This is a genomic window from Hymenobacter sp. YC55 (assembly GCF_029433095.1).
In the GTDB taxonomy this organism is placed as follows: Bacteria; Bacteroidota; Bacteroidia; order Cytophagales; family Hymenobacteraceae; genus Hymenobacter.
In genome coordinates, this window is record NZ_JARNTX010000001.1 from 1,699,560 (window position 1) to 1,716,730 (window position 17,171).

General features: G+C 56.3%; 10 protein-coding genes. 7 read left to right on the forward strand and 3 right to left on the reverse strand.

Going from position 1 to position 17,171, the window contains the following annotated elements; all coding sequences use genetic code 11:
* From P1X16_RS07230 to P1X16_RS07260, 7 genes are all read left to right on the forward strand, one after another.
* Entirely contained in the window at positions 1-1,446 is a 1,446-nt protein-coding gene (locus P1X16_RS07230; RefSeq protein WP_277227277.1) for a TolC family protein, read from the forward strand.
* Positions 1,447-1,849: 403 nt separating this feature from the next.
* Positions 1,850-2,593: an ABC transporter ATP-binding protein gene (locus tag P1X16_RS07235; protein WP_277227278.1), complete on the forward strand. Its 744-nt coding sequence runs from the start codon at positions 1,850-1,852 to the stop codon at positions 2,591-2,593.
* A 74-nt stretch (positions 2,594-2,667) separates the two neighbouring features.
* Positions 2,668-3,258 carry a sigma-70 family RNA polymerase sigma factor gene (locus tag P1X16_RS07240; RefSeq protein WP_277227279.1) on the forward strand — a complete coding sequence of 197 codons (591 nt, stop codon included), beginning with the start codon at positions 2,668-2,670 and terminating at the stop codon, positions 3,256-3,258.
* 464 nt (positions 3,259-3,722) lie between these two features.
* Positions 3,723-4,970, forward strand: coding sequence for an ABC transporter permease (locus P1X16_RS07245; protein WP_277227280.1), 1,248 nt, complete (start codon positions 3,723-3,725; stop codon positions 4,968-4,970).
* 25 nt (positions 4,971-4,995) lie between these two features.
* Positions 4,996-6,192 carry an FtsX-like permease family protein gene (locus P1X16_RS07250; protein ID WP_277227281.1) on the forward strand — a complete coding sequence of 399 codons (1,197 nt, stop codon included), beginning with the start codon at positions 4,996-4,998 and terminating at the stop codon, positions 6,190-6,192.
* A gap of 103 nt (positions 6,193-6,295) precedes the next feature.
* Positions 6,296-7,678 carry a sigma-54 dependent transcriptional regulator gene (locus tag P1X16_RS07255; protein WP_277227282.1) on the forward strand — a complete coding sequence of 461 codons (1,383 nt, stop codon included), beginning with the start codon at positions 6,296-6,298 and terminating at the stop codon, positions 7,676-7,678.
* A gap of 48 nt (positions 7,679-7,726) precedes the next feature.
* Positions 7,727-9,025 (forward strand): ATP-binding protein, encoded by a 1,299-nt coding sequence (locus P1X16_RS07260; protein WP_277227283.1) that lies wholly within the window; start codon positions 7,727-7,729, stop codon positions 9,023-9,025.
* Positions 9,026-9,038: 13 nt separating this feature from the next.
* On the opposite strand, the gene P1X16_RS07265 is transcribed toward P1X16_RS07260, so the two are convergent.
* The 3 genes from P1X16_RS07265 to gltB form a co-directional block, all read right to left on the reverse strand.
* Entirely contained in the window at positions 9,039-10,484 is a 1,446-nt protein-coding gene (locus P1X16_RS07265; RefSeq protein WP_277227284.1) for a toxin-antitoxin system YwqK family antitoxin, read from the reverse strand.
* 338 nt (positions 10,485-10,822) lie between these two features.
* Positions 10,823-12,298 carry a glutamate synthase subunit beta gene (locus P1X16_RS07270; protein ID WP_277227285.1) on the reverse strand — a complete coding sequence of 492 codons (1,476 nt, stop codon included), beginning with the start codon at positions 12,296-12,298 and terminating at the stop codon, positions 10,823-10,825.
* Positions 12,299-12,435: 137 nt separating this feature from the next.
* The gene (gltB, locus tag P1X16_RS07275) at positions 12,436-16,962 is read right to left on the reverse strand and encodes a glutamate synthase large subunit (RefSeq protein ID WP_277227286.1); all 4,527 of its coding nucleotides are present in this window, start codon (positions 16,960-16,962) and stop codon (positions 12,436-12,438) included.
* Positions 16,963-17,171 lie beyond the last annotated feature (209 nt).

Here is a 17,171-nt window from a genome sequence, read left to right on the forward strand (position 1 = left end):
ATGAAACGGATACTTACATTTCTGTTGCTGGCCGGGGGGAGTGCCGCGGCCCAAGTCCCAACCACCACGAAGACACTGGATGAAGTTATAGAACTGGCGCTAAACCAGTCGGCGGTGGCCAAGCAAACCCAAACCACCCGCGACCAAAGCTACTGGCAGTGGCGCACTTACCAGGCCAACTACAAACCGCAGCTAGGCTTGCAAGGTACTTTGCCAGATTTCAGCCGTGCCGTTACGCCCGTAGTGCAGCCCGATGGTACCACTGACTTCCGGGCCGTACGCATCAACAATTCTAACTTGGCCATGACGGTAAGCCAGAACATTGGCCTGACGGGTGGCCAAGTATTTGTCGCCTCCGAAGTGCAGCGTTTCGATGATTTCAATGGCCGCTTGAAGCGCTACAACAATCAGCCCGTTAGCATTGGGCTGACGCAGCCACTTGGTAAGTTCAACAGCTTGCGTTGGGCCAACCGCATTGAGCCTTTGCGCTACCAGGAAAGCCAGCGGGTATACGTGGAGGAGCGCGAAGGCATAGCGCAGCGCATTACAGAACTATATTTTGATGTACTGCAACAGCAAGTGAATGCTCAAGTAGCCAGCCAAAACGTGCGTGCCAACGAGGAACTGTTGCGGCTCGGCAAGGAGCGCCACCAGCTAGGCTACCTCTCGCAAAGCGACTTGCTGCGGCTGGAACTGAACCTGCTGAATGCCCGCCAAGCCATGGCGCAAGGCCAACTCGATGCCCAGAACGCGGCCGTAAGCTTGCAGAGCTACACAGGCTTGCGGGCAGAAACCCTGCAACTTGCCGTGCCCGTTGCGGCACCGCGCTTGGTGGTGCCTGCCGAATTGGCGCTAGCCCAGGCCCGCCAAAACCGAAGCGTGGTGCTTGGCTTCCGCCGCCGGCTGCTACAGGCAGAGCGAGAAGTGGCCTTGGCCCGCGGTACTACAGGTTTTCAAGCCACGCTGTCGGCCAACCTGGGCTACGTAAACCAGGCCAGTAACCTTTGGGATACGTACGCGGCCTTGCAAAACCAGCAACAGGTGCAACTCACTTTCTCGCTGCCGCTCGTGGACTGGGGCAAGCAGCGGTCCGTTATAAAAACGGCGGAGCTAACCCGCCGCCAAGTGCAGAACGATGTTGCGCAGGAAGAGCTTAGCTTAGAGCAGAGCGTGCAGGTGCAGGCCACCCAAATCAATACGCTGAGCGAGCAGCTAGCCCTGGCCAGCCATGCCGATTCGCTGGCTCAGCAACGCTACAATATTGCGCAGGCCACCTATAAAGTAGGCCGCATCAGCCTCACCGACCTTACTATTGCTTCCGCCGAAAAAGATCAGGCCCGCCGTACTTACATTCTAGCCCTGCGCGCCGCTTGGGTGGCGCACTACCGCCTGCGTGCGCTCACTCTCTATGATTTCGAACGACAAATACCGTTGGCAGCAAAGTAGGGAGCAGGAAGCCTGACACTTCTATAGCCTTCAACTAAGTTAAACCGCGCCGTAGCACCAGCCTACGACGCGGTTTGGCTTTTAGCGGGCTGCTCCGGCAGGATAGTAGCAAAGCGGTGCTGGCAAAGTTGCTGCAAGCAAAAAGAGTGTGCCTCGGCTCCACTCAACATGACTGGTGTATAGGATAAACTCTTATGTCCACTCCCAATGCATTATCGAACACTCTGTCCGAAAACGGACATATTTTATATCTGCTAACTTTTCTGTATGCTATATAAATAACTGTAAATAAGTTATTTATAATAATGGCACGGCGCTTGGCTATACTACTATGAACCTAGGGCAATACTGCTCGAATTCGGACAACTTCTTTCGCCATCCTTCCTAACGCTCGTTATATCTCATGGAAAACATTCTCTCCCAATCGGCCGCCCGGCCTCAAGCTTCCACCGGTGCAGTTGCTGCTGCTAGCCAGCCCGTTATTCAGCTGCGCGACATCGAGAAAGTCTACCAAACCAAAACCATTGAAACAGTGGCTTTGAACCGCGTGAACCTGACCATTAACAAGGGCGAGTTCGTGTCGATTATGGGGCCGTCGGGCTGCGGCAAGTCGACGCTACTGAGCATCATCGGCTTGCTCGACGAGCCAACTAGCGGAGTAATCGAACTGGATGGCCGGCCAGTGCATTCGTATTCCGACAAAGAGCTGGCTTCGTTGCGCAACCAGAAAATCGGGTTCGTTTTCCAGAGCTACCACCTCATCAACGACCTATCGGTGCTAGACAACGTGGAGCTGCCCTTGCTGTACCGGCCCGGCGTAGGTGGCAAAGAACGGCGCCAGCGAGCCTACGCGGCCCTCGACAAAGTGGGGCTGAGCGCCCGCACCAACCACTTCCCAAGTCAGCTGTCGGGTGGGCAGCGCCAGCGGGTGGCTATTGCCCGCGCCCTGGCTGGCCGGCCCGAAATCATCTTGGCCGACGAACCAACAGGCAACCTCGATTCGGTAATGGGCGAGGAAATCATGGACCTGCTGCTGGATCTGAATCGGCAGGAAGGCACCACCATCGTGATGGTAACCCACGACGAGCAGCAGGCTCGCCGCACCGAACGGCTCATCCGCTTCTTCGACGGCAGCCAAGTCAACTAGGTTGGCCCGGAGCTAACCGCCTTGCGCCAAAGCAGCTAACCAGCTCTGCACCCTACGCTAAAAGCAGTAATAAAATGAAAACGCTTTCCCTTCCACTGCCCGATGCCGACTTGGTGGCTGCTTGCCGCCGGGGTAGTGCGGCGGCGCAGGAGCAGCTCTATCGGCGCTTCGCGCCCAAAATGCTGGCTTTGTGCTTGCGCTATGTGCGCCACGAGTTTGATGCCGAGGATGTGCTGATTCGTGGTTTTGTGAAGGTGTTCCACAGCCTCGGCCAGTTTGAAGGCAAGGGCAGCCTGGAAGGATGGGTGCGCCGCATCATGGTAAACGAAGCTTTGACTTTCCTTCGCAGCGGGGAGTCGCTTACGCTCAGCATCGAAGACTGCTCTACCGACCACCTCGCCACCGATTTGCCTGCTGCCGATGTGGAACTGCAAGCCGCCGACTTGCTGCGGCTGGTGCAGGAGTTGCCGGCTGGCTACCGGGCGGTGTTCAACCTCTACGCGCTGGAAGGCTATAGCCACCTGGAAGTAGCCGATCTGCTTGGGATAACGGAGGGCACCAGCAAGTCGCAGCTTAGCAAGGCCCGGGGCGTGCTGCAGCGGCAGGTGGCGGCGCTTCAATCTTCAGTATCTACCCTTGACTATGTCTCAGCTCATGTTGCTTAGCTATCTAAAGAGTATTTGGCACCTTGTGCAATGCTGTAAGCTGCTCGCGGTGCTTGGTATTACGCTTGTAATGCTGTTGGCTGTCCGTTCCTTGTTCGACCGTTCTCTAAGCCCAGATTGTGTTGAACTGCGAACCGGGCAAACTGCTTGGGCTGCCCTTCTGAAACGGAGCTTTCAGGTGAATAACCAGCCGAATGCAATGCTTGGGTGTCCCTCTTCCCCCGGCAGCAACTATTCCACAACGTGTGATAGACGCCCCACGCGAAGCGACTCCTCGACTTCTGGCTTGTCCGTGAAACCGATAATTCTGGTAGTTGAAACCTGATGCCTAGCACCTGAATGGCCAGCCTCTAATAGGCTTTAAAGCGCCCTTAGAGCATTTTATAGCTCAGTCAGCCAGGGCCAAGTTGCCCGGTAAGAGGCGGCGCCACCTTCCTTATACTTCACTCCTCATCGATAACGCCATGTTGCTTAGTTACCTCAAAATTGCCTGGAAGGTCTTGCTGCGCCGCAAGTTCTTCACGTTCATTAGCCTGTTTGGCATCAGCTTCACGCTGATGGTGCTGCTCGTAGTGGTGGCCATGGTCGACCACTTCAAAGGCGCCCACGCACCAGAGTCGCAGATTGAGCGCATCGCCTTCATTTCGTTTACGAGGCAGGACTTCAAGGATGGAGGCGCTATGAATACCCCACCTAGCCCGTATTTCATCAACAAGTACGTGCGCGCTATGAAAACCCCGGAAAAAATAGCCATGTTTTCACAGTTTCACGGCACGCCTAGCTATGTCGGCAATACGAAGCTGGAATTCGACCTTCGCTTCACCGACAACGTGTTTTGGGAAATATTCAACTTCAACTTTCTCGAAGGCAAGCCCTACAACGCCAACGATCTGCGCGACGCAAACCGCGTGGTTGTCATCACCGAAACCACGGCCAAGCAATATTTTGGTACAGCCCGGGGCGTAGTAGGTAGGGAGATTGAAGTGGACCAGCGCAAGTTTCGGGTTATCGGCGTCGTGAGTGATGTTGGGATTATCCGCTACAATTCCTACGCGGAGGTGTGGGCACCCATGACCACCTCCAAGGCCGACATCAGAAAGCCAGTGATTGAGGGTGATTACTACGCCGCGCTGCTGGCCCCAGAGGGTACCGATATAGCCGCTCTGGATGCCGAGTATCAGCAGATCCTCAAGCGCGTGTCCATCCCAAACCCCGATATCACCAAGCTTCATTCCCACGCTGATGGCCTGATGGCTACCATCACGCGGCAACTGCTGGGCCGCGGCAGCGACGAATCAAATCATCTTACCAAGTTCTATGTGTTTGCTTTTGGCTTGGCTCTGCTGTTTATGCTGCTGCCAGCCCTGAATTTGGTGAACATCAACCTGAGCCGCATCATGGAACGCAGCTCGGAAATAGGAGTGCGCAAGGCGTTTGGTGCCACGGATGGCACCCTGATTGGCCAGTTTCTGATCGAGAACATTTTCCTCACGCTCCTTGGCGGGCTGCTTGGGCTGGGGCTTGCCTTCGTAGCGCTCCAGCTACTCAGCGACTCCAATTTCATTTCCTACGCTCAGTTCACGCTCAATCTGCGCGTCTTTGCCTGGGCCATGCTTGCAACAGTGTTTTTTGGCGTGCTATCGGGGGTATACCCGGCCTTCAAAATGTCGAGGGTGCAGCCAGTACAAGCCTTGAAGGGCGGTACCAACTAATTATCTACGTAGCCTTTCCTCTGCCATGATACGTCACCTGTTTACTTTGATCTGGAACCGTAAGCGGTCCAACTTCCTGCTGATTGCAGAAATAGTGCTGTCCTTCTTTGTACTCTTCGTGGTCAGCAGCATGCTGGTGTACAACTACTACAACTACCGCCAGCCACTAGGGTACGAGTACCAGAATGTGTGGGAGCTCAACCTAGATCCGGGCGCCGACACCATCGCTTATCGGCAGAAGCTGCAATTGGTAGTGCAGCGCCTGAAGGCAAGCAAGGGAGTTGTAAATGTGTCCAAAACCAATTCCAATACGCCCTTCTCGTTTAGCAACATGAACGGCCACCTCTACTACCAGCACAAGCAAAGCCCGTTAATTGATAACTACGATGTCGAAGACGATTTCCGGGACGTGCTGAAACTAAACGTAGTGGAAGGCCGCTGGTTTGACCGGCGCGACGCCGCCAGCACCCGGAAGCCGCTCGTTATCAATTCGGCGATGAAAAACGCTATGTTCCCCGGCGAAAAGGCAGTTGGTAAGATATTTACCGACGAAAAGGGTACCACCGAATGGCAGGTGGTAGGTGTGGTAGACAAATACCGGGCAAGCAGCGACTTTGCCGAAGACGTGCCTGTTAGTTTCCGGCGGCGTCCTTTAGAGGATGAGGTGGCTGCGAAGTCATTTTCGTACGAGATTCCCGTCCTGTTGGTGCGCGTACAGCCCGGCAGCGGGGCCGTGCTGGAACAACAGCTGATCAAGGAAATCACGAATGTAACCAAGACGTGGTCGGTGACGGTAAGCTCGCTCGAGCAGAACCGTACGGCCAAGCTGAAAGTAGTGGTCACGCCCTTCCTCGCATTGGGCATGGTATGCGGATTTTTGATTTTGAACGTGACGCTGGGCTTGTTTGGCGTACTGTGGTACAATATCAACCAGCGCAAAGCCGAAATAGGAATCCGGCGGGCGCTGGGTGCAACTGGAAATGCTATTGGCAGCCAGTTCCTGGGCGAAATGCTCGTTGTTACTACGCTGGGTGTGGTCGTGGGGCTGGTGCTGGCCATGCAGTTTCCCTTGCTCGGCGTGTTCAGCGTAGCCTCTACCGTTTATTTTCAGGCCATGATTGTGGCTACGCTGCTCATCTTTTCGCTCACCGCTATTTGTGCCTGGCAGCCTAGCCGTATTGCGGCAGCAATTCAGCCCGCCGTGTCGTTGCGGGAAGAGTAAGTAGTTGCAGGTTGCGTGTTCGCAACCAGTTGCGCAAAGCACTATTTACTGTCTCATCTACTTTCAAATCCCCGTGCGAACTGCGTTCTTCGCCCTTTAAGCTATGATACTGATTGTCGACGACGATGTGGCCGTGCGTACCTCGCTGGGGCTCTTGCTGAAGCAGGCAGGATACCCCGCGAAAAGCGTAGCTACGCCCGAGGAAGCCTTGCGTATTGTGCAGGAAACGCCGCCCCGCCTGGTGCTCATGGACATGAACTTCTCGCTTGACACCAGCGGCCAGGACGGTTTGCAACTGCTGGCCCAAGTAAAGCAAGTGGCCCCGCAGCTTCCCGTTATCCTAATTACAGGTTGGGGGTCCATCACGCTGGCCGTGGAGGGAATGAAAGCCGGGGCGGCTGAATTTGTAACCAAGCCCTGGCACAACGATTCCCTGCTCCAAACCATCCGTACCATCCTTAGCTTGCACGAGGTTGAAACGGAAACCGACCCCGCTGCCCTCAGCCGCCGCCAACTCGACAAGCAGTACAACTTCAAGAACATAGTAGGGCAGGATGCACGCTTGCTGCACGTATTGCGCAACGTGGGGCAAGTGGCTACCACCGATGCTTCGGTACTGATAGAAGGGGAGAGCGGCACCGGCAAAGAGCTGATTGCCGAGGCGGTGCACCACAACAGCCACCGCCGCCGCCAGCCCTTCGTGAAAGTGAACCTCGGCGGTATTTCGGCTTCGCTGTTTGAGAGTGAAATGTTTGGGCACCGCCGCGGGGCCTTTACCGATGCCAAAACCGACCGGGTCGGCCGTTTCGAGCTAGCCAACGGCGGCACCATCTTCCTCGATGAAATAGGGGAGTTGGACCTTAGCAGCCAGGTGAAGCTACTGCGCGTGCTACAAGACCGCACCTACGAAGTGCTCGGCGACAGTAAACCCCGCCGCCTCGATATCCGCGTTATCTGCGCCACCAACCGCAACCTCGCTGAAATGGTGCAGCAGGGCCGCTTCCGCGAAGACTTGTTTTATCGCATCAACCTCATTACGGTGCGTTTGCCAGCTTTGCGCGAGCGTCCGCAGGATATACCATTGCTGGTGCAGCACTTTGTGGATGGCCTGCGCGCCACCTACAACCGGCCGGCTCTGAAAATAGGCGCGCGGGCGCAGCATTGGCTGCAAGAGCAGCCGTTGCCGGGCAATATTCGGGAGCTGAAAAACTTGGTGGAGCGCGCCGTGTTGGTTAGCGGCAAAGACGAGCTTGGCCCCGAAGATTTCCAGGCCCAGTTTCAGCGCGCTCCTGTCCGCACCGCTGAGCCCGGCGAGCTGCCCGAACCCGGCACCATGACGCTCGACGAACTGGAAGCTGAAATGATACGCCGCACGCTCGAACATTACAGCGGCAATATCAGCCGGGTAGCCAAAGCTCTGGGGCTGAGCCGTGGCGCCCTGTATCGGCGCTTAGAGAAATATGCCATTCCGTTTGATGCGGAATAGGAGGGGAGCTAGTTTCGTAGCCTTCCATATTTAGATAAGCACCCTTCTATGTCCTTGCGCGTCAAGTTTATCCTGTTCGTCACCATCATTCATGCCGTATTGATTGTGTTGGCCGGACAGGTGATGCGTACCAATGCACCGCTGTTTGTTGGGCTAGAGGTGTTGCTGCTCGTCAGTATTATTTTCACGGTGCAGCTCTACAAGAGCTTTGTGCGGCCGTTTCAACTGATAGCCGCCGGTACCGAAGCCATTCGCGCCAAGGATTTCTCGATGAAATTTGTGCCCGTAGGGCAGCGGGAGATGGACCAACTCATCGACGTGTACAACCACATGATAGACGAGCTGCGCAAGGAGCGTATTACGCAGCACGAGAAAAGCTTCTTGCTAGAAAGCTTGATTCAGGCGTCGCCGGCTGGCGTGCTGCTGCTCACTTTCGATGGTTATATCGAAGGGGTGAACCCCGCCGCAGAGCGTATACTTGGGCTGCCCGTAGGCAGCTTGCTAGGCCAAAAACCCGCCCACTTGCCGGGTGATTGGGGAGCTGCGTTGGGCCACATTACCGAGCACGAACCCCAAGTAGTACGTCTGTCGGGTATTCAGACCTACCGGGCCAGTCGCTCGCATTTTGTGGATCGGGGGTTCATGCGCCACTTCATTGTGCTGGAAGAGCTAACGCAAGACCTAATCCGGCAGGAAAAGCAGGCTTATTCCACGCTGATTCGGATGATGTCGCACGAAATCAACAACTCTATCGGCGCCATCAACTCCATTCTGCAAAGCTTCCACCACTACGCCCCGCAACTCAGCCCCGCCGACCAGCCGGATTTCACGGAAGCGCTGGACGTATCCATTGCCCGCAATACGCACCTCGCCAATTTCGTGGCCAACTTCGCCAACCTTGTGCGCTTGCCGCTCCCTACGTGTCAGCCTACGGATGTACACGAGCTACTGCGCCACACCGAGCGACTGCTGCACGTGCAAGCCGAGCGCCGCCACATAGGGTGGCACCAAGACCTTGCGCCGGGTTCGTTGGTGGTCAATTTGGACGGTCAGCAGCTAGAACAAGCGTTGCTCAACATCTGCAAGAATGCGCTTGAGGCTATTGGCGAGGGCGGCAACCTGTGGGTGCGCACCAAGCAGCATCCGCCGCAGCTCGTCATCGAAAACGACGGGCCCGGTATCCCGCCCGACGTGCAGCGCCGCTTGTTTACGCCCTTCTTCAGCACCAAGCGCGACGGTCAGGGCATCGGCCTTACCCTCATTCGCGACACACTCTTACAGCACAACTTCACTTTCAGCCTGGAAACTCAAGAAAGCGGCCGCACAGCCTTTACAATTCGGTTCTAGCTTTATAAACCTGTTACCGCTTAACAGGGGGCTTGCGGGCTGGAGCGGTTCTGCCGGCGGGTGCGGCACCTTCGGCTACTTGCTGGCCGTTGCGGAAGTTCTTTTTCTCTTGCACGGTTTTGCCGTCAGGGCCGAAATACGTCCAGGTGCCTGATTCTTTGCCATTGCGGTAAAAGCCCGTGACTTCAGGCGTGCCGTCTTCGCGCAACTGCCGGTAGTTGCCCATTTTCAGGCCTTTTACATAAGTGGTTTCAGCTTTCAACTTACCTGAGGCGTAAAACTCCTGGCCTAAACCAGTGGATTTGCCGTTTTCGTAGAGCACTTTGCTTTGGATAGTGCCGGTAGGGTAATAGGCCAGTTTTTCACCAGCCAAACGCCCGTTGACATACGTTTCCTGGCTAGCTACTTGCTTGCCGCCTGGGTGAAAAGTGCGCCATTGCCCTACGGGTACCCCATTTTTGTACTGCTGTTCGGCTTTCGGCAAGCCGTCTTCGAAGTACATCGTGATTTTGCGGTCCTTACCTTGGTTGGCGTAGTCGATTTTCTGCTCTGGCTTGCCTGATTCGTAGAAGTCTTGTTGCGTGCCAATCAGTACTCCCTGGCGGTAGGTCTGCTGGCTCTTAAGGGCCCCACTCTCATAATATGATTTAGCCGGCCCATCGAGCATAGAAGAACCGCCGGTTAGGTTGCGGGCCTGCTTGGTCAGGTCGTCGCCGAGTGGGTTCTTCACGGCCCGACCCGCAAAGTTGCCGGCTACGGAAGTGCCTTCGGTGCGCAGCTTGCCCGAGCGGTAATAGCTGCGGTAGGTGCCTTTGCCGGATTTGTCGGCCAGGACTTCGGTTTCCTTTTGGCCGTTGTCGTAGTACGTGGTGTAGGGACCAGCCAGCAGTCCTTTGGCGAAGGTAGCCTCGCTTTGCAGCTGGCCATTTTCGTAATAGGTTTTCACCGGACCGTTGGCTTGCCCGTTTTGGTAGGTGATTTCCACCTTGGTCTTGCCCGACGGATACAGTTCCTTTACGGCTCCGGCTGGCTGCCCGTTGGTAAGCGTAGTTTCCAGCTTTACGCGGCCATCAGGGTACAAATAGCGCAGTAAGCCCGTTGGCTGGTCGTTTTCGTAGGTGCCTTCTTGGGCCAGTTTGCCGGTATCGTAGTAGGTTTTGAACGGGCCTTGGCGTATTCCATCAGCATACGTGACTTCCAGCCGCCGTCCGCCATTAGGGTGAAACTCGACATAGGCAGAATCGCGCTTGCCGCCAGCGTAGCGGGTTTGCGCCTCTAATTTGCCGGAGTAGTAAAAACGCTTGTACGGCCCTTCCATAAGCGTGTCGCCGGCCACTACAGCCGAGTAGATTTCACGCTTATGGGTGTTGGTAGAGTCGAAATAAGTGGTGAAGCGTCGCAGCGTTTGCGCATGAGCGGCGGTGGAAAGCAGAAGCAGAAGAAGCGTAATTCGTTTCATAAGGACAAGAACGCACGAAAACTTGGCAAAGTGCATATTGGCAAGCTACAGCTGATTTCGTGCCATAGACGGCAACAGGTAGCTTCTACCACCAACCACCCGTGCAGAGTAAGTGAGCAAACTCATACAGTGCCTCCCTTTCAATTCGTACCTCACAAACAATTACCCTTATACCAGTAAGCATTAGGATACGAAAGGCCCGCAGCTTTTCAACTACGGGCCTTCGTGGATAAGCCTATCAAATAAGTACTCTGGCGGTAGCCATTCGTGAGACGCAAACCGAGCCCCCGGCCCTGAATCGGCTAGCTCCATCCTTGGAGGAGACTAGCCGTGAGACGCTACACCGAGGCGAACATGGGCTCCGCATCCTTGGTCGGCAACACGGTTTTGCCCATCAAGAACTTATCTACTTGGCGAGCAGCTTCCCGGCCTTCTGAAATAGCCCACACCACCAACGACTGACCCCGCCGCATGTCTCCAGCCGCAAACACGCGCGCCACACTGGTCTGGTAAGCTTTTTCGGTGGCTTGCACGTTGCCGCGGCCATCTAGCGCCACACCAAGCTGCTCAAGCATGCCGTTGGCTTGCGGATGCAGGAAACCCATGGCCAGGAAAATACGCTGACATGGCACTTCCCGCTCCGAGCCTTGTATTTCCTGAAACTTGATTGGACGACCCATCACGTCGGTTTCCCAAGTCACGTCGGTGATGCGCAGTGCCCGCAGGTTGCCATTTCCGTCGCTCAAAAACTCTTTGGTATTGATGCCCCAGTACCGCTGGCAACCTTCCTCGTGCGAGGAAGTGGTTTTAAGCACCATCGGGTAGTTGGGCCAGGGCATGTGCGCAGTGCGCTCTTTGGGTGGCTGAGCGAGCAACTCGAACTGCGTGACGGAAGCGGCACCCTGCCGGTTGGAGGTGCCCACGCAGTCGGAACCCGTGTCGCCACCACCAATCACAATTACGTCCTGCCCAGTCACGATGATAGGTTCCTGCTCTACGGCACGCGCGCTTACGCGCTTGTTTTGCTGCTTCAGGAAGTCCATGGCGAAGTGAATGCCCGGTAAGTCGCGGCCCGGGAGGGGCAAGTCGCGCGGGATGGTGGAGCCGCCCGTCAGCACTACGGCGTCGAATTCGCGAAGCAGCGTATCGGCCGGTACGTCCTTGCCGATTTCGGTATTGCAACGGAAGATTACGCCTTCTTCTTCCATCAAACTGATGCGGCGTTCTACCACCCATTTTTCCAGCTTGAAATCGGGGATGCCGTAGCGTAGCAGCCCGCCCGGCATGTCGTCGCGCTCAAATACCGTGACGGTGTGGCCCGCCTTGTTGAGCTGCGCTGCGGCCGCCAAACCCGCTGGCCCGGAGCCAACCACGGCCACCGTCTTACCCGACTTTAGCAGCGGAGCCGAAGGCCGGACCAGACCTTTCTGGAACGCTGTTTCAATGATGTGCTTCTCGATTTCCTCGATAGCCACAGGCGGCCGGTTGATGCCCAGCACGCAAGCCGATTCGCAGGGAGCCGGACAAATCCGACCGGTGAATTCGGGGAAGTTATTGGTGGAAATCAGCACGCGATACGCTTCTTCCCAATCCTGCCGATACACCGCGTCGTTAAACTCGGGAATGATGTTGCCTAATGGGCAGCCCGAGTGGCAAAACGGCACGCCGCAGTCCATACATCGCGCGGCTTGGTGGTTGAGCTGCTCGGGCGAGTAGAGCCCCACAAACTCCTTGTAGTTACTAATACGCTCTTGCGGGGCCACCTTGGCCGGTAGCTCCCGGTCGAATTGTTTGAAGCCGGTGACGTGTCCCATGACGTGTAGTTTTTGAGGTTAGCAGACGCAAGAAGGGGTGTCTGCTGCTTGCGGAAGTTTTTATGATTGGTAATGCTGACCTCTCAATGAAGCGGCACGACACTTCGCGCCGCTTCATGAGCTTATCGGTAGTAGCGTTATTGCACCGCCACCTTCTGCGCGGCTTGCAGCACGCGCTTGTATTCGATGGGGAACACTTTGACGAATTTGCTGGCTTCGGTAGCCCAGTTGTCGAGCAGGAAGGAGGCCCGGCGGCTCTGCGTCAGTTGCACGTGGCGCTGCAGCAAAGTCCGGATAACTTTCTCGTCTTCTTCCTCCAAGCCTTCCAAGTCCACCATTTCCTGATTGCAGTTCACCGGGAACGTGCCGTGTGGGTCATATACCCACGCAATACCGCCGCTCATACCGGCCGCGAAGTTGCGGCCCGTTTCGCCTAGGATGAGGGCACGGCCACCGGTCATGTATTCGCAGCCATGGTCACCTATGCCCTCCACGACGGCCGTGGCACCGGAGTTCCGTACCGCGAAACGCTCGCCGGCTTGTCCGCGCACAAACAGCTCGCCGGAAGTAGCTCCATATAGGGCTACGTTACCGATGATGATATTCTGGTCGGGCTCGAAGCGGCTGTCAGCGGCAGGGAAGATGGCCAAGCGCGCCCCTGAGAGGCCTTTGCCAACATAGTCGTTGGCTTCGCCTTCCAGACTGAAGGTTAGACCGTTGGCAGAGAAAGCCCCAAAGCTTTGGCCAGCCGAACCACGGAAATTGAAGTTGATGGTGTTATCGGGCAGGCCAGGTGCTCCGTAGCGCTTGCATATCTCGTTCGAGAGCAGCGCCCCAATAGTACGGTCCGTGTTCTGAACGTCGAAGTTGCCAAAAACCGGTGTAGCTTCTTCGAGAGCAGGTTGCGCAGCTTCTAGCAGCTTCCAGTCCAGCACGTTGGTTAGGCCGTGGTCTTGGCCTTCGCTGTTGTAGGCAGTGGTACCGGCTGGCGAAGGAGCAGGGTGCAACATGCCGCTCAAATCAACATGCTTGGCTTTCCAATGCAGCAAATCTTCGCGCACTTTCAGGAATTGCGCCTTGCCTATCATTTCGTTTACCGTCCGGAAGCCGAGTTGCGCCATGATTTCGCGCAAGTCTTCGGCCAAGAACTGGAAAAGGGCCACAATGTGCTCGGGCTGCCCGCTGAACAGCTTGCGCAGTTCCGCATCCTGGGTAGCTACGCCCACCGGGCAGGTGTTGAGGTGGCACTTGCGCATCATAATGCAGCCGCCAGCTACCAGCGCAGCAGTGGCTACGCCCCATTCCTCGGCACCAAGCAGCGCTGCAACGGCCAAGTCCTTACCAGTTTTCAGCTGCCCATCGGTCTGCAGCACCACGCGGCTACGCAAGCCGTTGCGCACCAGCGTTTGGTGTGCTTCGGCCAGGCCAAGCTCCCACGGCAAACCGGCGTGCTTGATTGAGCTAAGGGGCGACGCACCCGTGCCACCGTCGTAGCCGGCTATCAGAATCACGTCGGCGTGGGCTTTGGCAACCCCGGCCGCAATAGTGCCGACACCTGCCTTGCTCACCAGCTTCACGTTGATGCGGGCGGCGCGGTTGGCGTTTTTCAGGTCGAAGATGAGTTGCGCCAAATCCTCAATCGAATAGATGTCGTGGTGGGGTGGGGGCGAAATGAGGCCCACACCAGGCGTGGCATGGCGTACGCGCGCAATCCACTCGTCTACCTTGTGGCCGGGCAACTGGCCGCCTTCACCGGGCTTAGCGCCCTGCGCCATCTTGATTTGTAGCTCGTCGGCATTGGTGAGGTAGTTGGCCGTTACTCCGAAGCGGGCCGAAGCTACTTGCTTGATGGCCGAGCGCATCGAGTCACCGTTAGCCATTTTCTCGTAGCGCAGCGGGTCTTCGCCACCTTCTCCGGTGTTGCTTTTGCCGCCGATGCGGTTCATGGCAATAGCCAGCGTGCTGTGCGCCTCGTGCGAAATCGAGCCAAACGACATGGCCCCCGTGGCAAAGCGCTTCATGATGCCCGATGCTGGCTCTACTTCCTCTAGCGGCACTGGCTCGCGGTGGCGGGCAAAGCCAAGCAAGCCCCGCAGCGTGAACAGCTTATCAGCCTGTTCGTTTACAATGCTGGCATACTGCTGATAAGTGGTGTAGTTGTTGGTGCGCGTGGCTAATTGCAACAGGTGTACCGTCTGCGGATTAAACAAGTGTGCTTCGCCGCGGCGCTTCCACTGGTAGAGGCCGCCTTCCGGCAGCAGCGGAACGTCCGCTTTCTCGTCGCCGAAACCCTTGAAGTGCTTGTACAGCGTTTCACGGGCCAGTTCATCGAGCCCGAGGCCACCTATGCGCGTTACGGCCCCGGTGAAATACCGGTTCACTACGCTTTGGTTGATGCCGAGAATCTCGAACACCTGCGCCCCGTGATACGACTGCAACGTGGAAATGCCCATCTTCGAGAAGATCTTAAGCAATCCGTCGCACACCGCCTTCAGGTAATTCTTGGTCAGCGTGTAGTAATCCAGGGATGTTTCCAGCTTACCCGCTTCGAGCATGGTGCGCAAGCTAGCCAAGGCCAGATACGGGTTGATGGCTGTGGCGCCGAATGCCAGCAACGTAGCAAAGTGGTGCACTTCCCATACGTCGCCTGCTTCTGCTACCAGTCCTACTTCGCCGCGCAACCCTTTCTTCACCAGATGGTGATGCACCGCCGACACGGCCAGCAACGACGGAATAGGCGCGTGCTCCGAGTCAATGGCCCGGTCCGATAAAATCAGTACCTCGAATTTGTCGTGCACCGCATCTTCGGCGTAGCGACAAAGACGCTCCAGGCCGTTTTGCAAAGAGCCGGGTTGCCCATCGGCCTTGAAATAAGTTTGTAGAGTTTTTGCATGAAAGTGCCCGGTGTCAATGCTGCGCAGCTTTTCCAGCTCGTGGTTGGTAAGCACTGGCTGCCGCAAAGCCACGCAGTGACAGTGCATTTTGTTTTCGTCGAAGGTGTTGCCGTTGTTGCCGATGAACGTAGCTAAGCTCATTACCAGCCGCTCCCGGATCGGGTCAATGGGCGGGTTGGTTACCTGCGCAAAAAACTGCTTGAAGTAGCTGGCAATGTGCTGGGGCTGATCGGAAAGCACGGCCAGCGGCACGTCGGTACCCATCGAGCCTACGGGCTCCTTGCCATCCAGCGCCATCGGCTTCAAGATGGTTTCCAGGTCCTCGCGCGTGTAGCCAAACACCTGCTGGTACTTGAACACCGAGTCGGCGGCCAAGTCCGTGAACACCTGCCGGGGCTCTGGCAACTCCTCTAGCCGGATTTTGTAGTTCTCCAGCCACTGTCCGTACGGCTGCCGGCCCGCAAGGTCGGCTTTGATTTCCTCGTCGGTGATGATTTGACCGGCTACTGTATCCACCAAGAACATCTTGCCGGGCTGCAAGCGGCCCTTCTGCAACACGGTTTTCTCTGGAATAGCTAATACACCGGCTTCCGAGGCCATAATCACGCGGCCATCGTCGGTGATGACGTAGCGCAGGGGGCGCAGGCCGTTGCGGTCCAGCATGGCCCCAATGATGCGGCCATCGGTGAAGGTGAGAGCCGCCGGGCCATCCCAGGGCGACATAAATGTGGCATGGAACTCGTAGAAAGCCTTCTTCAGCGGATCCATCTGCTCGTTGCCGTCCCAGGCTTCGGGCACCAGCATCATCATGACGTGGGGCAAAGAACGACCCGAATGCACCAGTACCTCAATGATGTTGTCGAGGCAAGCCGAATCCGACTGACCGTCATCGATAACAGGCAGCAGCATTTCCATTTCCTCGGCCGTAAAGTACGGCGAAGCATAGGAGCGTAGTCCCGAATAAAACCAGTTTAAGTTGCCAGTGAGCGTGTTAATTTCGCCGTTGTGCGCCAGCATACGAAATGGCTGCGCTAGCTTCCACGACGGGAATGTATTAGTGGAAAAGCGCGAATGCACCATGCCAAAGGCCGATTTCACCCGCTCGTCCGACAAATCGGGGAAGTAGCCGCGCACTTGCAACGAGGTCAGCTGGCCCTTGTATACGATAACGCGGCTGGAGAGCGAAGCAAAGTAAAAGTCACCCGCGTCGTCCTTAAGAGTTTCTTTGGCAGTTTTGGCAATCAAGCGGCGCAAGACAAACAATTTGCGCTCGAAATCTTCGCCTACCGCTAAGCCATTGGGCTTGGCCACAAACACCTGCTCCATGTCGGGCTCGGCTGCTAGGGCGGTCGTACCAATGCCTTTCTGATTGACGGGCACCTTGCGGTAACCTAGCACGCGCAAGCCTAATCGCTCGGCGGCTTTATTAATAAGGTTATGACAGGAGGCTTTCGCAGCAATACGCTTAGGCAGAAAGACCATGCCCACGCCATAGTAGCCGGGTTCGGGCAAGTGAATATCCAGCGCTAAGCATTCTTCCATGAAGAACTCATGCGGAATTTGGAGCAAAATGCCGGCCCCATCACCAGAGTCGGCGTCGCAGCCGCAAGCGCCGCGGTGCTCCATATTTTCCAGAATGGTTAGCGCATCAGGAATAGTTTGATGCGAGCGGCGGCCATGAATGCTGGTAACAAAGCCAGTGCCGCAGGAATCGTGCTCGAACTCGGGGCGGTAAAGGCCCATAGATTGGCCAGGAGCGGAAGTTTCCATAACGGTGTAGAGGATGTGAAGCAGCGGAAGCTATGGCTGGCAGAAGGTCCGCGAAAGGAAAATCATCGAACTCAATCTGCAGAACTCATGGCGCACACTGCCCTGACTGAATCTACAATAACAATAAGAAAGCTCCGACCCAAAAAAGGACCGGAGCTTCTCATGTTATTTCTAAAACCGTTAGTAGCGTCTCAAAAACGCAGAAAATG